At 64.6% G+C, this 17,771-nt stretch carries 18 protein-coding genes and 2 tRNA genes; 5 read left to right on the top strand and 15 right to left on the bottom strand.

From position 1 onward, the window contains the following. Window positions 1–262: 262 nt before the first annotated feature. Window positions 263–772 (top strand): GNAT family N-acetyltransferase, encoded by a 510-nt coding sequence (locus L6637_RS21355; protein WP_128949012.1) that lies wholly within the window; start codon window positions 263–265, stop codon window positions 770–772. A 227-nt stretch (window positions 773–999) separates the two neighbouring features. After that, the gene (ppa, locus tag L6637_RS21350) at window positions 1,000–1,536 is read left to right on the top strand and encodes an inorganic diphosphatase (RefSeq protein ID WP_237861131.1); all 537 of its coding nucleotides are present in this window, start codon (window positions 1,000–1,002) and stop codon (window positions 1,534–1,536) included. 96 nt (window positions 1,537–1,632) lie between these two features. Here ppa and folD read toward each other — a convergent pair whose 3' ends face one another. From folD to L6637_RS21335, 3 genes are read right to left on the bottom strand one after another with little or no spacing between them, the layout of a single operon-like run. Next, on the bottom strand, window positions 1,633–2,517 hold the full coding sequence (folD, locus tag L6637_RS21345; RefSeq protein WP_237861130.1) for a bifunctional methylenetetrahydrofolate dehydrogenase/methenyltetrahydrofolate cyclohydrolase FolD: 885 nt from the start codon (window positions 2,515–2,517) through the stop codon (window positions 1,633–1,635). A gap of 1 nt (window position 2,518) precedes the next feature. Further along, window positions 2,519–2,854 (bottom strand): DUF167 domain-containing protein, encoded by a 336-nt coding sequence (locus L6637_RS21340; protein ID WP_237861129.1) that lies wholly within the window; start codon window positions 2,852–2,854, stop codon window positions 2,519–2,521. Window positions 2,855–2,889: 35 nt separating this feature from the next. Continuing rightward, window positions 2,890–3,180 (bottom strand): YggT family protein, encoded by a 291-nt coding sequence (locus L6637_RS21335; protein ID WP_057740594.1) that lies wholly within the window; start codon window positions 3,178–3,180, stop codon window positions 2,890–2,892. Between the two features lie 201 nt (window positions 3,181–3,381). On the opposite strand from L6637_RS21335, the gene L6637_RS21330 reads away from it, so the two are divergent. After that, window positions 3,382–3,457: transfer RNA gene (locus L6637_RS21330), tRNA-Ala, on the top strand. Window positions 3,458–3,569: 112 nt separating this feature from the next. On the opposite strand, the gene L6637_RS21325 is transcribed toward L6637_RS21330, so the two are convergent. The 7 genes from L6637_RS21325 to L6637_RS21295 all read right to left on the bottom strand — a co-directional run bounded on the left by L6637_RS21325 (window position 3,570) and on the right by L6637_RS21295 (window position 11,285). Continuing rightward, window positions 3,570–4,382: an enoyl-CoA hydratase gene (locus L6637_RS21325; protein ID WP_237861128.1), complete on the bottom strand. Its 813-nt coding sequence runs from the start codon at window positions 4,380–4,382 to the stop codon at window positions 3,570–3,572. 99 nt (window positions 4,383–4,481) lie between these two features. Continuing rightward, on the bottom strand, window positions 4,482–5,276 hold the full coding sequence (locus L6637_RS21320) for a glutamine amidotransferase (protein ID WP_237871949.1): 795 nt from the start codon (window positions 5,274–5,276) through the stop codon (window positions 4,482–4,484). A 129-nt stretch (window positions 5,277–5,405) separates the two neighbouring features. Beyond that, the gene (locus tag L6637_RS21315; RefSeq protein WP_237861126.1) at window positions 5,406–6,185 is read right to left on the bottom strand and encodes an SDR family NAD(P)-dependent oxidoreductase; all 780 of its coding nucleotides are present in this window, start codon (window positions 6,183–6,185) and stop codon (window positions 5,406–5,408) included. Window positions 6,186–6,416: 231 nt separating this feature from the next. Next, entirely contained in the window at window positions 6,417–6,905 is a 489-nt protein-coding gene (locus tag L6637_RS21310) for a tellurite resistance TerB family protein (RefSeq protein ID WP_237861125.1), read from the bottom strand. Between the two features lie 147 nt (window positions 6,906–7,052). After that, window positions 7,053–8,462: an adenylate/guanylate cyclase domain-containing protein gene (locus tag L6637_RS21305; RefSeq protein ID WP_237861123.1), complete on the bottom strand. Its 1,410-nt coding sequence runs from the start codon at window positions 8,460–8,462 to the stop codon at window positions 7,053–7,055. Between the two features lie 50 nt (window positions 8,463–8,512). After that, window positions 8,513–9,880 carry a cytochrome P450 gene (locus L6637_RS21300; RefSeq protein ID WP_237861121.1) on the bottom strand — a complete coding sequence of 456 codons (1,368 nt, stop codon included), beginning with the start codon at window positions 9,878–9,880 and terminating at the stop codon, window positions 8,513–8,515. A 34-nt stretch (window positions 9,881–9,914) separates the two neighbouring features. Then, window positions 9,915–11,285, bottom strand: coding sequence for a hydrolase (locus tag L6637_RS21295; protein WP_237861119.1), 1,371 nt, complete (start codon window positions 11,283–11,285; stop codon window positions 9,915–9,917). A gap of 137 nt (window positions 11,286–11,422) precedes the next feature. Here L6637_RS21295 and L6637_RS21290 point away from each other — a divergent pair, with 137 nt between their 5' ends. Further along, window positions 11,423–13,117: an MFS transporter gene (locus L6637_RS21290; RefSeq protein ID WP_237861118.1), complete on the top strand. Its 1,695-nt coding sequence runs from the start codon at window positions 11,423–11,425 to the stop codon at window positions 13,115–13,117. Window positions 13,118–13,137: 20 nt separating this feature from the next. Here the strand turns inward: L6637_RS21290 and L6637_RS21285 are convergent, their stop codons facing one another. Both L6637_RS21285 and L6637_RS21280 read right to left on the bottom strand, forming a co-directional pair. After that, window positions 13,138–13,353: a hypothetical protein gene (locus tag L6637_RS21285; RefSeq protein ID WP_237861117.1), complete on the bottom strand. Its 216-nt coding sequence runs from the start codon at window positions 13,351–13,353 to the stop codon at window positions 13,138–13,140. Between the two features lie 180 nt (window positions 13,354–13,533). Further along, the gene (locus L6637_RS21280) at window positions 13,534–13,839 is read right to left on the bottom strand and encodes a hypothetical protein (protein ID WP_237861115.1); all 306 of its coding nucleotides are present in this window, start codon (window positions 13,837–13,839) and stop codon (window positions 13,534–13,536) included. Between the two features lie 252 nt (window positions 13,840–14,091). On the opposite strand from L6637_RS21280, the gene L6637_RS21275 reads away from it, so the two are divergent. Next, window positions 14,092–15,159, top strand: a complete 1,068-nt coding sequence (locus tag L6637_RS21275; protein WP_237861113.1) for a polysaccharide deacetylase family protein — start codon at window positions 14,092–14,094, stop codon at window positions 15,157–15,159. Between the two features lie 73 nt (window positions 15,160–15,232). Here L6637_RS21275 and L6637_RS21270 read toward each other — a convergent pair whose 3' ends face one another. The 3 genes from L6637_RS21270 to L6637_RS21260 all read right to left on the bottom strand — a co-directional run bounded on the left by L6637_RS21270 (window position 15,233) and on the right by L6637_RS21260 (window position 17,736). Next, window positions 15,233–15,601, bottom strand: coding sequence for a hypothetical protein (locus L6637_RS21270; protein ID WP_237861112.1), 369 nt, complete (start codon window positions 15,599–15,601; stop codon window positions 15,233–15,235). A gap of 213 nt (window positions 15,602–15,814) precedes the next feature. Continuing rightward, window positions 15,815–15,890, bottom strand: a tRNA-Thr gene (locus L6637_RS21265). A gap of 100 nt (window positions 15,891–15,990) precedes the next feature. Next, on the bottom strand, window positions 15,991–17,736 hold the full coding sequence (locus L6637_RS21260) for a heme biosynthesis protein HemY (protein WP_237861066.1): 1,746 nt from the start codon (window positions 17,734–17,736) through the stop codon (window positions 15,991–15,993). Between the last annotated feature and the right edge of the window lie 35 nt (window positions 17,737–17,771).

Below are 17,771 nucleotides of genomic sequence, written 5' to 3'. Positions count from 1 at the left end.
TGCCGGGAGCGAGCTCGGACAGTGGGGGCCACACTAGTAGGAACGAATCATTCGGGGCGGACTTTCTGCGCTGCCATTCCCGTTCATTCGTTGCCGCGAAGCAGTTTTGCACCGACGCATGGCACGCCGGTGCCGTTCGAAGTGGCGTCTTGTCTTTTTTCGGCACAACATGGTTAAAATACTGATGCAGAAAGTCCACAGGTTAACTGATAATTAACGATAGGTCTTGCCGCCGACGCGGCGACTTGGTTTGATCGCGTTCATGAGCACAACCCTGATCGAGGTTCGGCCGGCCAAAGCTGCAGATGCAACTGCGGTGGCGTCCACCCATGACGAAGCCTGGCGTTCCGCCTATCAGGGCATCATCCCCGGCGCCGAGCTGGAGAAGCTGATCAATCGCCGCGGTCCGCAGTGGTGGGATAGTGCGATCCGCAAGGGCAGCCGCGTCAGCGTGCTCGTGTTCGGCGACAAGATCGCGGGTTATGCGAACTATGGCCGCAACCGCGCCCGCAGCCTGCATTTCGACGGCGAGATCTACGAGCTTTACCTGCGCCCCGAATTTCAGGGCCTCGGCTTTGGCCGCCGCCTGTTCGCCGCCGCCCGCCGCGACCTCATGCAGAGCAATTTGAAGAGCATGGTGGTGTGGGCGCTGTCGGACAACGATCCGGCGACCGAGTTCTACCGGGCCCTGGGCGGCCGCATGGTGGCGCGCTCCTCGGAGCGGTTCGGGCCCAAGGCGCTCGACAAGGTTGCCTTCGCCTGGACCAATTAAGACTTGGACCAATTAAGATTTGGACCAATCAAGGTTTGGACCAATTAAGCTGCTGAAATCTTAGCCGGCAGCCTTTCCACCCGTCGATACCGCCAGCGTTTGAGCCGGTGATCGCGGGATTCATTATTTCGCAAAAACACGATGGATCGGGGGGCCAAGCCCGCGTATGACAGCGCCAAAATCGCTGCCGGGCGCGATTTAACCTCGGCGACAACGGAGCCTGCCTAATGCGTATCGATGCTATCTCGATCGGAAAAAACGTACCCCACGACGTCAATGTCGTCATCGAAGTCCCCGTGGGCGGCGAACCGATCAAGTACGAGATGGACAAGGAAGCCGGCACGCTGGTGGTCGATCGCTTCCTGTACACGCCGATGCGTTACCCTGGTAACTACGGCTTCATCCCGCACACTTTGTCCGACGACGGCGATCCCTGTGACGTGCTGATCGTCAACACCCGCGCCATCATTCCCGGCGCCGTCATGAGCGTGCGCCCGGTCGGCGTGCTCTTCATGGAAGACGAGGCCGGCGGCGACGAGAAGATTCTGGCGGTGCCGTCGTCGAAGCTGACGCAGCGCTACGACAAGGTGAAGTCCTATGCCGACCTGCCGGACATCACGCTGCAGCAGATCCAGCACTTCTTCGAGCACTACAAGGATCTCGAGAAGGGCAAGTGGGTGAAGATCCTGCGCTGGGGCGGCCCGGAGGACGCGCAGAAGCTGATCCTCGAAGGCATCGAGCGCGAGAAGAAAAAGAAGGCGTGATCGTCATTCCGGGGCGGGCCTGGGCGCGAACCCGGAATTCGGAAGTTATGGCGCGAGATTCCGGGTTCGATGCTGCGCATCGCCCCGGAATGACAACTACACCGCCGGCTTCGGCAAACCTGCGATCGCGCAAGCCGCGCGTAGCGTATTCACCAGCAGGCAGGCGACCGTCATCTGGCCGACGCCGCCGGGCACCGGCGTGACCGCACCGGCAACACCAAGCGCTTCCTGATAGGCGACGTCCCCGACGAGACGGGTCTTGCCGTCTTCCTTCGGAATACGGTTGATGCCGATGTCGATCACGGTCGCACCCGGCTTCAGCCAATCGCCGCGCACCATCTCGGGCCTGCCGACCGCGGCATACACGAGGTCGGCCTGCTTCACGATTCCAGGCAAATCGCGCGAGCGCGAATGCGCGATCGTCACCGTCGCGTTCTCGTTCAGAAGCAACTGCACCAGCGGGCGGCCGACCAGATTGGAGCGGCCGATCACGACGGCGTTCATGCCTTCGAGGGACGGGTGCACGCTCTTGGTCAGGATGATGCAGCCGAGCGGCGTACAGGGCGACAACGCCTCGAAGCCGCCGGCGAGCCGGCCGGCATTGTTCGGATGCAGGCCGTCGACATCCTTGGCGGGATCGATCGCGTTGATCACGGCCTCGGTGTTCAGCCCCTTGGGAAGCGGCAATTGCACGAGAATGCCGTGAACGGCGGGATCGCGGTTGAGCTTGGCAACGACCGCCATCAGTTCGGCTTGCGAGACGTCCGCGGGCAGCTTGTGCTCGAACGAGGCCATGCCCGCAGCCTGGGTCTGCGTATGCTTGGAGCGGACATAGACTTCGCTGGCGGGATCGTTGCCGACCAGGACCACGGCAAGGCCAGGCACCAGATTGTGCTCGCGCTTGACGCGGGCGACCTCGTCGGCGACGCGGGCGCGAAGGTCGGCTGCGATGACTTTTCCGTCGATGATCTTGGCCGTCATGTCAGTTCCCCTCGTCTGTCGATTTGACTGGCGCGAGCTCGCGCAACGCCTGGGCAAGCCTCGCCGGATCCCCTTCGACGGCGACCTGCTTCAACCGCGACGTCGCTCCCGACAGGAGACTGACGCTGGCCTTGGGCACGCCGAGCGATTTCGCCAGCAGCGCCAGCACCGCACGATTGGCCTCGCCGCCATCGGCGACGGCCCGCACACGCACCTTCAGCACGCTGCGGCCGTCGGAAAGCTGCTCGATCCCGTCGATGCCGTCACGCCCGCCGCGCGGCGTCACCCGCAGCGCGATGCTGACCCCCGTGGTGGAGATGCGCCATGGTTCGGTCAAGGCGCCGTCAAAGCTCCATCACGGTTCCACCGACCTTAAGGTACGTTCGGGTAAACGTATTCGGCGAGATAAAGCTGGATCAACCAGAGTATGAAAAAGGCGACGATCGGGGAGATGTCGAGCCCGCCCATGCTGGGCAGCCGGCGCCTGATGGGCCCCAGGACCGGTTCGGTAATCCGATAGAGAAACTCCGCGATCGCGCCAACGAACTGGTTGCGGGTATTCACGACGTTGAACGCGATCAACCAGGACAGGATTGCCGATGCGATCAGCAGATAGATGTAGAGATTGATGATCTGGATCAGAATGAAGACTATCGGGCGCATCAGCGAAACACTCTCCGGGCCAGTGTCGTTGGGCAGTGTTTGGGGTGGTGTTGCGGTTCTCTTGGCTAGATATCGGTTCCCCCCGGCCCAAACAAGGGAAGTCGGCGCTAAAACCCCCTTACACCCGTCCTTGACTTGACCTTGGCGGGGACTTAAATGGCGCCCGGTTGTCGGCCGCGTTTGACCAGAGCGGCCAGCAAAGGGGCCATAGCTCAGCTGGGAGAGCGCGTCGTTCGCAATGACGAGGTCGGCGGTTCGATCCCGCCTGGCTCCACCAGCCTTCGCCCGCTTCGCGAGCTTCGGCTAGGCAAGCCAGCCGTGCTCTCTCGTAGCGAAGTGAGCGAAGGCTGTCCCGCCATAGCCCGAAGGGCGACGGCGGACCATTTCCCCTACTTCCCCGTAAACCTCGGCGGCCGCTTCTCCATGAAGCTCGCGACCCCCTCGCGGAAATCGCTGCCGTTGAGCGCCACCATCATCTCCCTGTTGGCCTCGATCGTCGCCTCGGCCAGCGTCTGGAACGGCACCTCGTAGAGCTGGCGCTTGATCACGGCCATCGCGCTCGGCGAGACGAAATCGGCGAGATCGCGCGCATAGGCGTAGGTTTCCTCGAGCAGCTTGTCCGGCGAGCAGAGCCGGTTGACCAGCCCGATTCGCAGCGCCTCGTCGCTTCCCACGCGCCGTGCCGAGAGCAAGAGGTCCATCGCGTTGGCGTGACCGACGATGCGCGGCAGCATCCAGCTGATGCCGTGCTCGGCAATCAGGCCGCGCCGCGCGAAGGCCGTGGTGAACACGGTGTTGTCGGCGGCAAAGCGCAGGTCGCAATAGAGCGCATGGACGAGGCCGATGCCGGCGGTGGCGCCGTTGAGCATGGCGATGACAGGCTTGCCGATCGACGGATAGAAGCCGTAGCGCGTCTGCCAGTCCGGCCGGCGGTTCATGTCGAAGGGCGGCAGATTCGAAGCGCGCCTGACATCGTTGGGATCGAGCCCTTTCAGCGCATCCATGTCGGCGCCGGCGCAGAAGGCCCGGCCTGCACCTGTCAGCACGATGACGCGGACATTGTCATCGGCGTTTGAGGTTTCCATCGCATGGCGCACGTCGCGCTCCATGACAGGCGTCCACGCATTCATGCGGTCGGGGCGATTGAGCGTGATGGTCGCGATTCTATCGCTCACCTCATAGAGAATGTGCTCATAGGCCATCGCGCTCTCCCTGTATTGGCCGGCACGCGTTGGCGCGCGCTCAACGGCAGCGAGCCTAGCATAGTCAGGGATGAGGCGAGGGCTTGCGTGGAGGCGCGATTACTCGGCGGCTTGCGCCAGAAGCGGCCGGCGCGCCAGCCAGCCGTCGACGAAATGATCGAGCCAGGCGCGTTCCGCGGCATCGTAAACGGCACGGTCCGCGAAGTGATGATGCCGCTCGCGGGCGCCCGGCGCGCTGAGACCGTCATAGCCACGCGTGGTCCAGCAATGCATCATGGCGTAGGTCACGTCAGGATGAAACTGCACGCCGAAGGCGTTGCCGGCACGGAATGCCTGGTTGGGAAAGTCATCGCCCTCGGCAAGCAGCTCGGTGCCGTCAGGCAGCTCGAAGCCTTCGCGATGCCAATGATAGACCTGCGCCGGCCAGTCAGGACAGAGCGCGCGACCTGCCGCGGTCGGGCGGATCGGGTAATAGCCGATCTGGGTCAGCGCCTGCGCATGCGGTGCGACCCGCGCGCCAAGCTGCTTCGCCAGCATCTGCGCGCCCAGGCAAATGCCGAGGAACGGCCGCTGCTCGCGAAGCGGAACTTCGATCCAGTCGATTTCGCGCCTGACGTAATCTTCCGAATCATTTGCGCTCATCGGACCGCCGAACACGACTGCACCGGCATGCTGGTCGAGTGTGTCGGGCAGGGGATCGCCGAATCGCGGACGGCGGATATCGAGGCGATGGCCGAGCGCGCGCAGCGCATTGCCGATTCGGCCGGGTGTCGAGGATTCCTGGTGCAGCACGATCAGAACCGGCCGGAGCGGCTCGGAGGCGGCCGCGCCTGGCGTCCTTCCGGGGAAGGGCACCACTTCTGCGCCACCAAACCTGTCCGTCCGAAACGACATGGCCTTTTACGAGTGCTATCGGTTCAAGCCGCCAGCATAGCTAAGCGTAGGTTAACATCGTGTGAGTTTGCGCACACACGCAGCCCTACTAAGCAAGCTCCGGGCCACCACGGGTGCTTCGGGCTTGCTTCAGTGCCGCTGCCGCTGGAACCGGCTGGTAGCGGACAGGATGAAGCCGCGCGGGAAGAAGCGTAGCGCGAACGGCACAATCTTGATGCCGAGACCCGGCAGCACTGCCCGTTTGTTCGCCATCAGCCCACGATAAGCCTGCCGCGCAACGTCGGCGGCAGGGACGTTGAGCATCGCCGTGTCGTGCCCGGAGCCGACGCCGGCGCGCCCCTGGAATTCAGTCTGCACCGGACCCGGGCACAGCACGGTCACGCGCACGCCGCGCGGCGCGAGCTCTGCCCGCAATGCCTCGGTGAGCGAAATCACATAGGCCTTCGACGCGTAATAGACGGCCATGCCGGGACCGGGCAGGAAGCCCGCGACCGAGCCGACATTGAGCAGGCCGCCCTTGTTCCTGACGAGCTGGTCGGCAAAGCGCAGCGACAGATCGGTCAGCGCGCGGACGTTAACGTCGACAATGCCGACCTGCTCGTCGCGGTCGCGTTCGATCGCATCACCGAATACACCGAAACCGGCATTGTTGACGAGGTTGTCGAGCTCGACCTCTTCCGCGGCAAGCGCGGCGGCGATCCGCTCGCCGGCATCGGCTTGCTGGAGATCGCAGGCGATCACGATCGGCTTCTTGCCGCATGTCGTAGCGAGCTCGTTCGCGAGCGCCTCGAGCCGGTCCGCGCGTCGCGCCGTCAGCGCGAGACGATGTCCGTTCGCGGCAAACACACGCGCCAGCTCGGTGCCGATGCCCGCCGACGCACCGGTGATCAACGTTACCCGCTCAGTCACGATCGCAGTCTCTTGAATTGAAGTTTTTTGGCCCCGAAACAGCGGAACTGGAGCATAGGCTACGCGCGACAAGCAAGCGGCGCTCGTAGCATGGCTGCCTGAGCAGCTAACAGGGAGGGCGAGAAAACCCCGAATTTACAGGGACATCCGGAACCGGGACGCTCCGGCGGCTACATTAAAGTTTCGTCATGTGATCGATACAACCAGCAATCACGCCGCGCCGGCGACCCCTCAGCCGCCGAGCACACCGTCCTTGACTTGACCGCCGGCACGCTCCGCGACGGCGTGCTTGAGATCGATCCGGTCGCGCTGGGATATCCCGAGCAGGTCGGAGGCGCGCCAGACGACGTTGTCCTCGAACTCGGTGACCTGGCCGTCGGCATAGACCAGCTCCCACATCATCTGGACGATGCGCCTGCGGGCGTCTTCGTTGAGCGAGCGCATGATCACGCTGGTGAAGTGGTAGAGATCGACCGCTTCGCCCTCGACCTCCGTCGCATCCGCGATCAACCGGTCAGCCGTGCCACGGTCAAGCCCGAAATGGCTTTCGATCAGGCTGTGCAGCTTGCGCTGCTCGGTCTGCGTCGGCTGGCCGTCCAGCGAAACCACGTGAACGAGCAGTGCGGTTGCCGCCAGCCGGTAATCGCTGTCGCCAAAGGCGCGATCCCCGGCATGAGGGGCAATAATGTCGGCGATGAATTGACGCAAGCCGTCGAGCATAAGGTCCTACCGAAATCGATGACGTCGCGGGGAAGCGGGGCCGCTACCAGCATTATATGAGCGGGAAACTCAACCGGCGCAACGTGCGTCAGTTCCGCGCGCTGCATTACGTTTCAGCAATGTGGGCGGCGTTAACGCGCGGTTGCCTCACGGTATCTCATACACCACCATCTTGTCGGCGATGCCGCGCAGAGCCGCCTGCTTCTGGATCGGCTTGATCTCGCGCCGCTGAAGGATCTCGGCAACCGCCGGCGCATCCAGCACCGGACCGGTGATGTGGATCTCCTGCGCGGTCGACAGGCTCTGCACGCGGGCGGCGATGTTGACGGTCTGGCCGAAATAATCCTGCCGCTCGTTGAGCATCACGGCAAGGCACGGGCCTTCATGGATGCCGATCTTGAGAATGAGATCGTTGGCGCCGCGCTGCTTGTTCAGATCATCCATGGCCGCGCGCATGCGCAGACCCGCAGCGATCGCGTGCTCGGGCCTGACGAAGGTCGCCATGACGGCATCGCCGATCGTCTTCACGACGGCGCCTTTCTCGGCGGCGATGATCTCCAGTATCGCCCGAAAGTGCGCGCGCACGAGATCAAACGCGCTGAGGTCGCCGACCCGCTCGTACAACGCCGTCGAACCCTTCAGGTCGGTGAACAGGAACGTCAGCGACGTGATCTTCAATCGTTGGTCGACATTGAGATTGTCGGCCTTGAAGACGTCGCGGAACGTCTGGTTCGACAACATTCTCTTGGCGGTCAGGATCGGCTTGCGCTTACCGATTATCTCGTGCAGCGCGTCGGCGGCAATCCAGACCGAGGGCAACACGCGATTGCTCGATTGATTTTCGAGTGTCAGTCGCAACGGCCCGGGGCGCATCACTGTGGTCCCCGTCGGCGCTTCCAGATTGTTGAACATGATCGAGAACTGCTGGCGTTCGCTGGTCGGCTCGCCCTGGACATCCAGGAAATGGGCGGAATGGGTGACCGGCTCGAAGACGATGATGAACTGGCTCGGCAGATTGAGCGAGAGGATCGCCTTTTCGCCGGCAGGCAATTCCAACGCTTCCAACGTCACTTCGTTGATCAGGCGCGAAAAAGCCTCTTCGTTGATGTCGACGCCGGAACTCCAGAACATCTGTCGCGTATATTCCCAGATCGGCAATGTGTCGGGATCGTGAGCGCCGATGCGGCGGACTTGCGGGCTGACGGTGAAAGCGACCTCGACCATCTCGTCGACCGACGCCTCGTATCCGGCCGCGCAAAGCGCACAATTGTAGTCTTCGTGCTTCAGTGATTTCAGAGTCGTGTGTGCACCCAGAACACCTCCGCAGCCCGGACACAGCACGTTCCAGCCGATGTCGAACAGGCCGAGCCGCGAGGCATGCAGGAATCCGGAAATGACCTTTTCCTGATCGAGCCCGGTACGATCGGCAAAATCCAATGCGTTGATGCGGTTGAGGTCGCGATCGGGACCACTCGCGATCAGCTGCGCGATGGCCTCGACGACGGCAGGATCTGCGGTCTGCTTCAGAACGGAAATCTGGGCCTGGATGTTGCTCATGGTGCAACTCTATGTGGGGTGGATCACGCCGGCGGCCAGACGCGGGCCTGTCACCGGCGCGTGATGCGGAACATGGGTGAGTGGTCCGGCTGGGTCGTGACGACGCCGAATGGAATGACCGGCGTTGCGTCCGCCAGCTCGATGCGGAACGCCCCGATCAACCGCGCCAGCGCCAGCACGGATTCGGCCTGCGCGAACGGCGCACCGATGCAGACGCGCGGGCCGGCACCGAATGGCAGATAGGCAAAGCGATCGGGCGGCTCTTTCGACATAAAGCGCTTCGGGATGAACGCGTTGGGCTGATCCCACAGCTTCTCGTGCCGGTGCAGCAGCCAGGGGGCGATCATGATGATGTCGCCCTTGCTGACCTCGGCCCCGGCCACGATGTCCTTGTCGCGCGCGGCGCGCGCAACGAGGAAGGCCGGCGGATAGAGCCGCATGGTCTCGTCGATCACCGCGCGGGTGAATTTCTGCCGGTCGATATCGGCCATGCTGACGAGATGCTCGCCGCGCGTCTCGGACGCGACCTCCTCCTGCGTGTCGGGGTCGAGCGCCAGCAGATAGAGCGCCCAGAACAGCGCAGTCGCGGTCGTCTCATGGCCCGCCAGGATCATGGTCGCGACCTCGTCGACCAGTTGCCCGTCGGAAAAGCCCTTGCTCGTTTCAGGATCGCGCGCCTCGTCCATGAGATCGAACAGATCGCGCGGCGGCGCGCCGTCCTTCTTGCCCACCGCACGCCGTTCGGCGATCAGCATCGCGACGAATTCGACCCAGCGCTTGCGGAAGCGGGCGCGGGCCCGATCCATCGGCGTCGGCCATGACACCGGCAGAACCATGTCGAGGAAGTGGGCCCGCCCGAGCCGCTCGCCATATTCCATGACGAAGTTGCGCAAGGTCGGACCGTGCTGGTCCATCCCGAACGAGAACATCGTGCGGCCGGCAATCTCGAGCGTCATGCGCTGCATGATTTCGCGCAGATCGACCGGCTCCCCGGTTCGGGTCTCGAGCTTCGCGATGGTCTCGTCGAGCACCGCCGTCATGTGTGGCACGAGATTGGCGGTAGCACGCGGCGTGAAGGCCGGCGACAGCGTACGCCGTTGAAATGTCCAGGCGTGGCCTTCGGCGAGCAGGAGACCCTCGCCGAGCACCGGACGCAGCATGCGGATGCCCGCCGGGGTTCGCGTGTAATTCTGGTAGTTGCTGAGCAGGACGTGCCGGATTGCGTCCGGCTGGTTCAGGATGAAACTCTTGTGCAGGAAGAAGCGGCCCTGGATGACTTCTTCCTCATAGGCACGCTGCCCCCAGGTCGCGATCATGTTCTGCTTGATCACCGCGATACGGCCGAACAACGACATGTTGTCGGGCGCGCGCGGCGGGGTCGGCGGGATGATGGGCCGGCGCACGCTGGCGATGTTCATGGCTCTCTCCCGCAGACCTGACGCAAGCAAATAGCTAGTAAGTCAGCTCGGCAACCGCAATCCTGTTCTCGGAGGCCGGCCAGGCGCGCGCCACGATTCGTTCTTCGTTGAACTGGGCCACGATGTTACGTCCAACCTCGCTGGCCGAAAGGCGCAGGGTTGCTGTCGCATCCGTGGGCACGCCCGGCGTGACATCGGCAGGCTCGCGGCCATCAAGCAGGACGGTGTCGCGCGGCAGCCCGAAATAGCCGCGCGGGCGCGACATGATCACGACCGCGCCGGCATCCTTCTCTGCCGGAAGGAAGGGCCGCGCGGCGCGCAAATGCACGACATTGGAGGAACGCGGGAAGGGCGAGCGGTAGAAGTGCGTGGTCGGGGCGTCCGGCGAGGTCAGGACGATCTCGAGCGGAGAGGCGGGATCGACCTCGGCCGGCCCCCAGCGGCCGTCGGCCGCCGTGATCAAGCGATACAACAATTCGCCTTTGCGCTCCCCGCTCTCGCGGTCGACATGGTAGATCTCGACAGTTGCGCCGGCCACCGGGCGATTGGTCGGCGCGCCATCCGCGGCGCCCGTGACCAGTCCACCGATATGGACCGTCCGCTCCGGTGTGATCGCGATGCGCGCGGGCTCGCGACCGGCGATGAATTTGTAGATCTCGCGGAACGCCCGCGGATGATACGCCGTCTCGCGATGATCGATCGTGCCGAGCACGAGATTGGTCGCGCCCTTCAGCTCCGGCCCCTCGGCGGTGACATTGGTCGGCACGCCCGGCTTGCCCATGAAGCGGCCGTCGGGCTGCGCATATTTGTCCATGCCGTCGCTGCGCAAGGTCAGGAAGGCGACACCCGGCGTCACCTCGCTCTCGCCCTCGTTCAAGCCGCGCAGGAAGGCCCCTCGTCCGTTGAACTCGCTGCCGAGCAGCGCGTCGAGCGCAAACACGCCGTGATTGGGCGTGCCGCACAGCACCGCGTGACTGACATCGCCGGCGCCGCCATTCTTGATGACGTTGCGGATCGAATTGCCGCCGCGCGAATTGCCGACCAGCGCCACGCGCGCCGCACCGGTGCGGCGTTTCAGTTCAGCGATGGCAGCGGCAAGCTCCCGGCGCTGGTCCTCGGTCGAGGACCGGTTGGCCTGCTCGACCGTGTCATCGGCACGCGCACTGGGGCTGTTGAAATTGATCGCCATCATGCGGTCGCGCGCGATGCCGTTGGATTCCATCCGCCACAACGTCGTGATCCAGAGCGCGTCGTAATCGCCATTGCCATGGACGAACAGGATCGGCGGCACTTCGGAACTGCTGGTCGTGGACGATGTTTGCGCCAGTGCCCCCATCCGCAAGCTCGCAACCGCGAAAGGCACGCTAGCCGCACCTTGCAGAATTGTCCGTCGTGACAGCCTCATCCGATCCTCCCCGATAAAACCATGTCTTTGCACTGCTTATAGCGGCCTAACCACTGGACAGCGAAGGACTTTCGCAGGCATCACTGGGCCTGCCGGAATTATTCAAGCCATTTCTGCCAGACGACTTGGAAGGGTATATGACCGAGCAGACGAACCGTCAGAGACGTTCCGCCGACGGCATCACCGCCCCCCTGCGGTACACCGTATTCCGGCGCATCTGGCTCGCCAGCCTGCTCTCCAATCTCGGCCTCCTGATCCAGGGCGTGGGCGCGGCCTGGGCGATGACGCAGATGGCGGCCTCCGCCGACAAGGTGGCATTGGTCCAGACCGCCTTGATGCTGCCGATCATGCTGATCTCGATGCCGGCCGGCGCCATCGCCGACATGTATGACCGCCGCATCGTGACGCTGGTGGCCCTCATGATCGCGCTGACGGGCGCGTCCGCCCTCACGATCCTGGCCGGGCTCAAGCTCATCGCCCCGGAATCGCTGCTCGCCTTCTGCTTCGTGGTCGGCAGCGGCAATGCGCTGTTCGGCCCGGCCTGGCAATCCTCGGTCAGCGAGCAGGTGCCGCCGGATGCATTGCCGTCGGCGGTGGCGCTGAACGGCATCAGCTACAACATCGCGCGCAGCTTCGGCCCCGCGGTCGGCGGCGTCATCGTCGCCGCAGCCGGCGCGGTCGCGGCATTCGCCTGCAACGCGATCCTCTATCTTCCGCTTCTGATCGTGCTCGTGCTCTGGCGGCGCGTGGTCGAACCGTCGCGGCTGCCGCGGGAGAAGCTCAACCGCGCGATGGTTTCGGGCTTCCGCTACATCACCAACTCGCCGCCGATCAAGATCGTGCTGTTGCGCACGCTGGTGATGGGACTGATCGGCGGCGCGATCATGGCGTTGATGCCACTGGTCGCGCGCGATCTGTTGCATGGTGGCGCGCAAACCTACGGCATCATGCTGGGCGCATTCGGCATGGGCGCGGTGGTCGGCGCGCTCAACATCCACGAGCTGCGCAAGCGCATGAGCGGCGAGGCTGCGATCCGCGCCTGCACGATCTCCATGGCCTTTGCGATGGCTGCGATTGCCTTGAGCACCGAGCCGGTGCTGACCGCGGCCGCGCTGGTGCTGGCCGGCGCGGTCTGGATGGCGGCGGTGGCGCTGTTCAACATCGGTGTGCAGCTCTCGGCGCCGCGCTGGGTCGCCGGTCGATCGCTCGCCGCGTTTCAGGCCTCGATTTCCGGTGGCATCGCGATCGGCGCCTGGGGCTGGGGCCATCTCACCGACTATGCCGGCGTCGAGGTCGCGCTGCTCACGGCCGCCAGCCTGATGCTGGTCTCGCCGCTCCTGGGGATCTGGCTTGCAATGCCGCGCGTCGGCGCCCGCAACGAGGATGCCGACGTGCTGGCCGATCCTGAAGTCAAGCTGTCGCTCACCGGGCGCAGCGGCCCGCTGGTGGTCGAGATCGAATATCGCGTCGCCCAGGAAAACGCGCGCGCCTTCCACAATGTGATGCAGGACGTGCAGCTCTCCCGGCAGCGCAACGGCGCCTATGGCTGGTCGATCGCGCGCGACATTGCCGATCCCGAATTGTGGACCGAGCGCTATCACTGCCCGACCTGGTTCGATTATCTGCGCCAGCGCAACCGCTCGACCCAGTCCGAACGCGCGCTGCATCAGCAGGCGATCGATTTCCACATCGGCTCTGATCCGGTGCGGATCCGCCGCATGCTGGAGCGGCCATTCGGCTCGGTACGCTGGAAGGAAGAGACGCCGGATCGCGCGGCAAGCGAAGTGCTGCCCGTTGTCGCGACCGCTGCGGGGAGCAGCATCAGTCGCTAGACGCTTCGTAGCCCCGATCGCTACTGACCGTGATCCGTCAGCATCTTGTCGCAGGCCTTGCTGAGGCGCGCGCGGTGCTCTTTCAGGCAGGCGAGCACGGCGCTATCGCCATTGCTCATCACGGCGCGGCAATGGCGCGTGACGTCGCGCGCGCAGGCATCGTGACCGGGCTGCTGCTGCGCCGAGGCGCCGGAAGCGCACAGGACCAAAGGAATGATGAAAAGAAATCTGGCCATCGCGGAATGCCTCATACCCTCAAGATGTGCGGGCGAAGCTAGTGCGACGATCCCAAGGCCGCAACGGATTTATTGGGAGACGGATGGCGCAGGTCGACTGGCACCACCGCGTGGCCCCGGCATGGCGCCGGGGCACATCGGCAGGGAGCTAACGACGCAAACGTCGCGATCGCTGCGCGCTTACTGACCGTCCTGAGCGTCAGCAACCTTGCGTGACGCGCCCTTGGCGAGGTCCTTGTCCATCACCGCGCGGCAGCCGGCGCTCAGGTCCGTGCGATGCTTCATCATGCACGCCGTGATCTTCGGAATGTTGGGGATCTCTGACGAGCACAGGCGGAAGGCGTCGCCGGTGCACATCTGCTGCGCCTCGGCCGAGAAGGCGAAGCTCGAGGTCGTCGAGACGATCGAGACGATGGCGGCAAAGCCCAGAGCCAGGCTGGTGTCGCGGATCTTTGCAGTGATCTTGGCAGTGAACGACTTGGTCATTTGCAGCTCCCATTGGCGCCGCCGCAGCGGGCCCGTTGTCGATGGGAACTACGATGCTCCAGCAAAACAGTTTCCACTGTGATGACGGTCACGGGCGGCCCACCCACTGTGACCTCGGTCACTTTGGCGCACCCGCCTGAAATTCCTCTGCAACCGCTGTCGTGTTGGTGTCACGTTAACTGTTCCTTCGCATTAATGGCTCGCGACGCGGGAAATTCCGCTGGTTTGGTTGCGTAATTGGAAAGAGTAGCGATGCGTAATGCGTTGGGCCTGATGCTGGCCAGTGTGGTTGCGGCGATCGTGATCGCCGGAGGTTGGTACTTTTATTCCGCGCGCGCCGACCAGGGCGCCCCCAAAACAACAGCCGCCCGTGCCGCCGATCCTCTGCCGGCGCCGGTCAAGCTTGCCGCCAAGGATGATGTCGAGACCACCGCGGCGATCGCGGGCAAGCCTGCCGTTCCTGCCGCAGCGCCTGCTCCCGCGCCGGCACCGGCGGTGGCACCAGTTCAGGACACGACTTGCACCAATCCCAATGCACTCGGCGTCTCGCGCGTGGTCGAGATCGACACCACCGGCGGCCCGGGTTTCGGCTTCGAACAGTACAAGCAGTTTGATTTCCTCGCCGACAAGGAGGTCGTGCTGACCTTCGACGACAGCCCCTGGCCGCACAACACGCCGGCGGTGCTGAAGGCTCTGGCCGATGAATGCACCAAGGGCCTGTTCTTCTCGGTCGGCAAGCACGCCAGCTGGCATCCGGAAATCCTGCGCCAGGTTCTGGCCCAGGGCCACACGGTCGGCACGCACACCTGGTCGCACGTCAATCTCGCCGGCAAGAAGATGACGGAGCAGCAGGCCAAGGATGAGATCGAGAAGGGCTTCAGCGCCGTGAAATGGGCGCTCGGCACCAATCCGTCGCCGTTCTTCCGCTTCCCGCAGCTGTCGCAAAATCCGGCGCTGGTGAGCTATCTCGGCACCCGCAATGTCGGGATCTTCTCGACCGACCTCGACTCCTTCGACTTCCGCAAGGAGAGCACGCCGGACAAGATCATCAGCAACGTGATGACCAAGCTCGACAAGCTCGGCAAGGGCATCATCCTGATGCACGATTTCCAGAAGCGCACCGGCGAAGCACTGCCGACGCTGCTCGCGCGCCTCAAGGCCGGTGGCTACAAGGTCGTGCAGATCAAGGCGAAGACGACGTTCGAATCGCTTCCTGAGTATGACGAAGCCATCCTCAAGGAGCTGAAGGTGCCGGGGTCCAGCAGTGCGACCAATGCGCGCCCGGTGTCGAGCGTGGTGCAGACCGTCTCGCAACGCTAGGCGTTTGAGGTTCGACGAGAATGCGATGGCCGGGCTCAGCCCGGCCATTTTGTTTTGGGAGGAGCGCCGTCGCTTACCAGTAGATGCCGTGGCGATGCAGTTCGCTGATGATCCGGCCTTCGGTCCAGGTCTTGTGATGCCTGGGCTTGTCCACCTTCGTCGTCTTCGGCGCAGGCTGGGCCGCAGCAGGCGATGATGTCGATGTGGTTGTGGTCGCAGCTGGCGCGGTGGTCGAAACCGCCGTCGGACGATCGACATAGGTCGGAGCCGTAGCCACCGGAGCGACTTCGCTCACCTGCGTGGTGTTGGCCGGCGGCGCGACAGTGCCTTGCGGTGCCGGGGCCTGATCGTTGGCCGAGGCCAGCGAGAGGCTGCGTGCGCCGCCCGCCTGGGCCGATGCAGAGACCAGAACCATGGCCGCAACCAGAATGATCTTGCGCATGTGAAATCTCCCCGTGTTTGCGTGAGGGGACACTAGGGGAGAGACGCGCGAGATTATGTGAGGAGAATCACGCGGAGCTTAAGCACGGCCTTGAAGCTGGCCTGTACCAATCGAGCAAAACGGGGGAGCCCGCCGTCGCCCTTCGGGCTATGGCGTGGCGGCCTTCACTACGAAGCGGCTTGCCGAGCCGAAGCAGGCGCAGCCTGCGAAGGCTGGTGCCGCAAGAGGGATTCGAACCCCCGACCCCGTCATTACGAATGACGTGCTCTACCGACTGAGCTATTGCGGCGAACCCTGCCGGAGCCAGGACAAAGCCGGCCCCGATACACGCGCTCCTGATATCGGGCATGGCCCGAATTGGCAAGGACAAGCGGCGGGCGAAATGCGGCTCAAGCCCCCCAGCGGGACCAGAATCCCCGCCAGCCGCCGGCCTGGGCCTTTGGCGTGCCGATTTGTTCCGTAAATTCATCGCTCGGACCCTCGTCATCGATGCCGGGATCATCGGGCGCACGAACGATCGGGATGACGGTCTGGATCGGCGCCTGCGCGGGCTTGCCGAGATCGGCGCGGGTGCGGAACACCGGGGTTTCCGCCACTGGCGATGATTCGGCAGCTTCCGGGGCCGGTTTGACCGGCTCCGCAGGCGCCACTGCCGGCTCTTCCTTGGCCACCGGCGGTGCGTTGTCCTGCGCGGCCGGAGCAGAGGCCGGGGTTGAGGCCGGCGCGATCACGACCGATTCCCCAGGCGCCTCATTGGCTACCGTCACCCGCTTTGGCGGCGGGGCAGCGAGCATGGCTTCCTCGAAGGCCGAGGATTCGATCGTCGTGCCCTTGTCCGAAGGCAGGCTCGCCACCGGTGTCTGCCATTGGAAAGCGTCGAGGCGGCCGGTGACCGGCGAGACCGGACGCCAGCGGTCGCTGACATAGCCATCCGCGGTCCAGACCGGATCGTGGCGGGCACGCACCGCACGCAAGGTCCAGGCGCGGGCACGGCCGCTGTCGCCGTGCTCGGCGCGCTCGAGCTCGGCCATCAGCAGCGCCACGCGTTGGGTCGGATCGTTGACGTAAGGCGACAGCACCTCGCGCGCACGGGCGAATTCGGAGGCATCGATCGCGGCGCGCGCGATCGCAAGCTGGCCCTCGACATGGCCGGCCTTGTCGGCGGGCGTCTTGGCCGCGAGCGTCTCGACCCGCTGCAGGCGCTGCCGCGCGGCATCGCCGAGCTTCACATGCGCGTAGGCATCGGCGAGATCCGGATGCGGATTGGCGAGCCAGGCGGCCTCAACCAGCTTCATGGCACGGCGCACCTGATGCGCCTCGCTCTCGAATTTCGCGGCGAGCACGGCGGCCGGCACCAGCGTCGGCGCCAGCTTGACCGCTTCCATCACGCTTTCGCGCGCGACGTCGCGGTCCATGGTCTCCAGTTCCAGCGCGCGCGCCGTGAGCAGCACGCCGCGCTGGCGGCGATAGGCCTGCTTGTCGATCAGGCCCGCCGACAGATTGGAATCGAGGATCGCGAGCGCGCCGCTCCAGTCGCCGCGCGCGCAGCGGAAGCCGAGCACCGCATGCGAGGCCCAGGTCGAGGACGGCGACAGCTTGATCGCTTCCTCCGCGATCATGACAGCACCGACCGCATCGTCGGCGCGCTGCGCCTCGATGAACAGGCCGCGTAGGCCGAGCAGCCGGGTATCCTCGCGCTCGGCCATGGCGCGGAAAGCGCGCTGCGCCTCGTCGCGATTGCCGTCGAGCTGGGCCGACTGCGCGTGCAGCAGCAGAGCGAGCGGATCATTGGGCGCATGCCGGCGCGCCGCTTCGGCATGACGGCGAGCCAGCGCAGTGTCGCCATGGCCGATCGCGAGCAGGCCATGGGTGATGGCGTGGCGCCCCCGCGCCTGACGCTTCTCATGCCTTCGGCGGCGCACCCGTCCCGGCATACGCCAGAGCATGGTCAGGATGCTCCAGAGGAACACGATCAGGACCGCGAAGATGCCGAGGCAGAGCACGAACACCGGAATGCTCGGCGAGGCTCGCCAGCTGCCCCAGGTCAGCACGACATTGCCGGGCTGATCGGCGACCCAGGCCGCGCCGGCACCTGCAAGCGCAATCAGAACGAGGAAGAGGACGATGCGAAGCATTTCTATCCCTATACGCGCGGAGTGTTGCGCGAGTC

The sequence above is a fragment of the Bradyrhizobium zhengyangense genome (assembly GCF_022012435.1).
GTDB lineage: Bacteria > Pseudomonadota > Alphaproteobacteria > Rhizobiales > Xanthobacteraceae > Bradyrhizobium > Bradyrhizobium zhengyangense.
This window is presented reverse-complemented; position numbering and strand designations above follow the sequence as displayed.

Excerpts from the sequence above, each read along its gene's own strand:
- L6637_RS21355 (WP_128949012.1), top strand. The coding sequence starts at position 263 with ATGAGCACAACCCTGATCGAGGTTCGGCCGGCCAAAGCTGCAGATGCA.
- ppa (WP_237861131.1), top strand. The coding sequence starts at position 1,000 with ATGCGTATCGATGCTATCTCGATCGGAAAAAACGTACCCCACGACGTC.
- folD (WP_237861130.1), bottom strand. The coding sequence starts at position 2,517 with ATGACGGCCAAGATCATCGACGGAAAAGTCATCGCAGCCGACCTTCGC.
- L6637_RS21335 (WP_057740594.1), bottom strand. The coding sequence starts at position 3,180 with ATGCGCCCGATAGTCTTCATTCTGATCCAGATCATCAATCTCTACATC.
- L6637_RS21325 (WP_237861128.1), bottom strand. The coding sequence starts at position 4,382 with ATGGCCTATGAGCACATTCTCTATGAGGTGAGCGATAGAATCGCGACC.
- L6637_RS21320 (WP_237871949.1), bottom strand. The coding sequence starts at position 5,276 with ATGTCGTTTCGGACGGACAGGTTTGGTGGCGCAGAAGTGGTGCCCTTC.
- L6637_RS21310 (WP_237861125.1), bottom strand. The coding sequence starts at position 6,905 with ATGCTCGACGGCTTGCGTCAATTCATCGCCGACATTATTGCCCCTCAT.
- L6637_RS21305 (WP_237861123.1), bottom strand. The coding sequence starts at position 8,462 with ATGAGCAACATCCAGGCCCAGATTTCCGTTCTGAAGCAGACCGCAGAT.
- L6637_RS21300 (WP_237861121.1), bottom strand. The coding sequence starts at position 9,880 with ATGAACATCGCCAGCGTGCGCCGGCCCATCATCCCGCCGACCCCGCCG.
- L6637_RS21295 (WP_237861119.1), bottom strand. The coding sequence starts at position 11,285 with ATGAGGCTGTCACGACGGACAATTCTGCAAGGTGCGGCTAGCGTGCCT.
- L6637_RS21290 (WP_237861118.1), top strand. The coding sequence starts at position 11,423 with ATGACCGAGCAGACGAACCGTCAGAGACGTTCCGCCGACGGCATCACC.
- L6637_RS21285 (WP_237861117.1), bottom strand. The coding sequence starts at position 13,353 with ATGGCCAGATTTCTTTTCATCATTCCTTTGGTCCTGTGCGCTTCCGGC.
- L6637_RS21280 (WP_237861115.1), bottom strand. The coding sequence starts at position 13,839 with ATGACCAAGTCGTTCACTGCCAAGATCACTGCAAAGATCCGCGACACC.
- L6637_RS21275 (WP_237861113.1), top strand. The coding sequence starts at position 14,092 with ATGCGTAATGCGTTGGGCCTGATGCTGGCCAGTGTGGTTGCGGCGATC.
- L6637_RS21270 (WP_237861112.1), bottom strand. The coding sequence starts at position 15,601 with ATGCGCAAGATCATTCTGGTTGCGGCCATGGTTCTGGTCTCTGCATCG.
- L6637_RS21260 (WP_237861066.1), bottom strand. The coding sequence starts at position 17,736 with ATGCTTCGCATCGTCCTCTTCCTCGTTCTGATTGCGCTTGCAGGTGCC.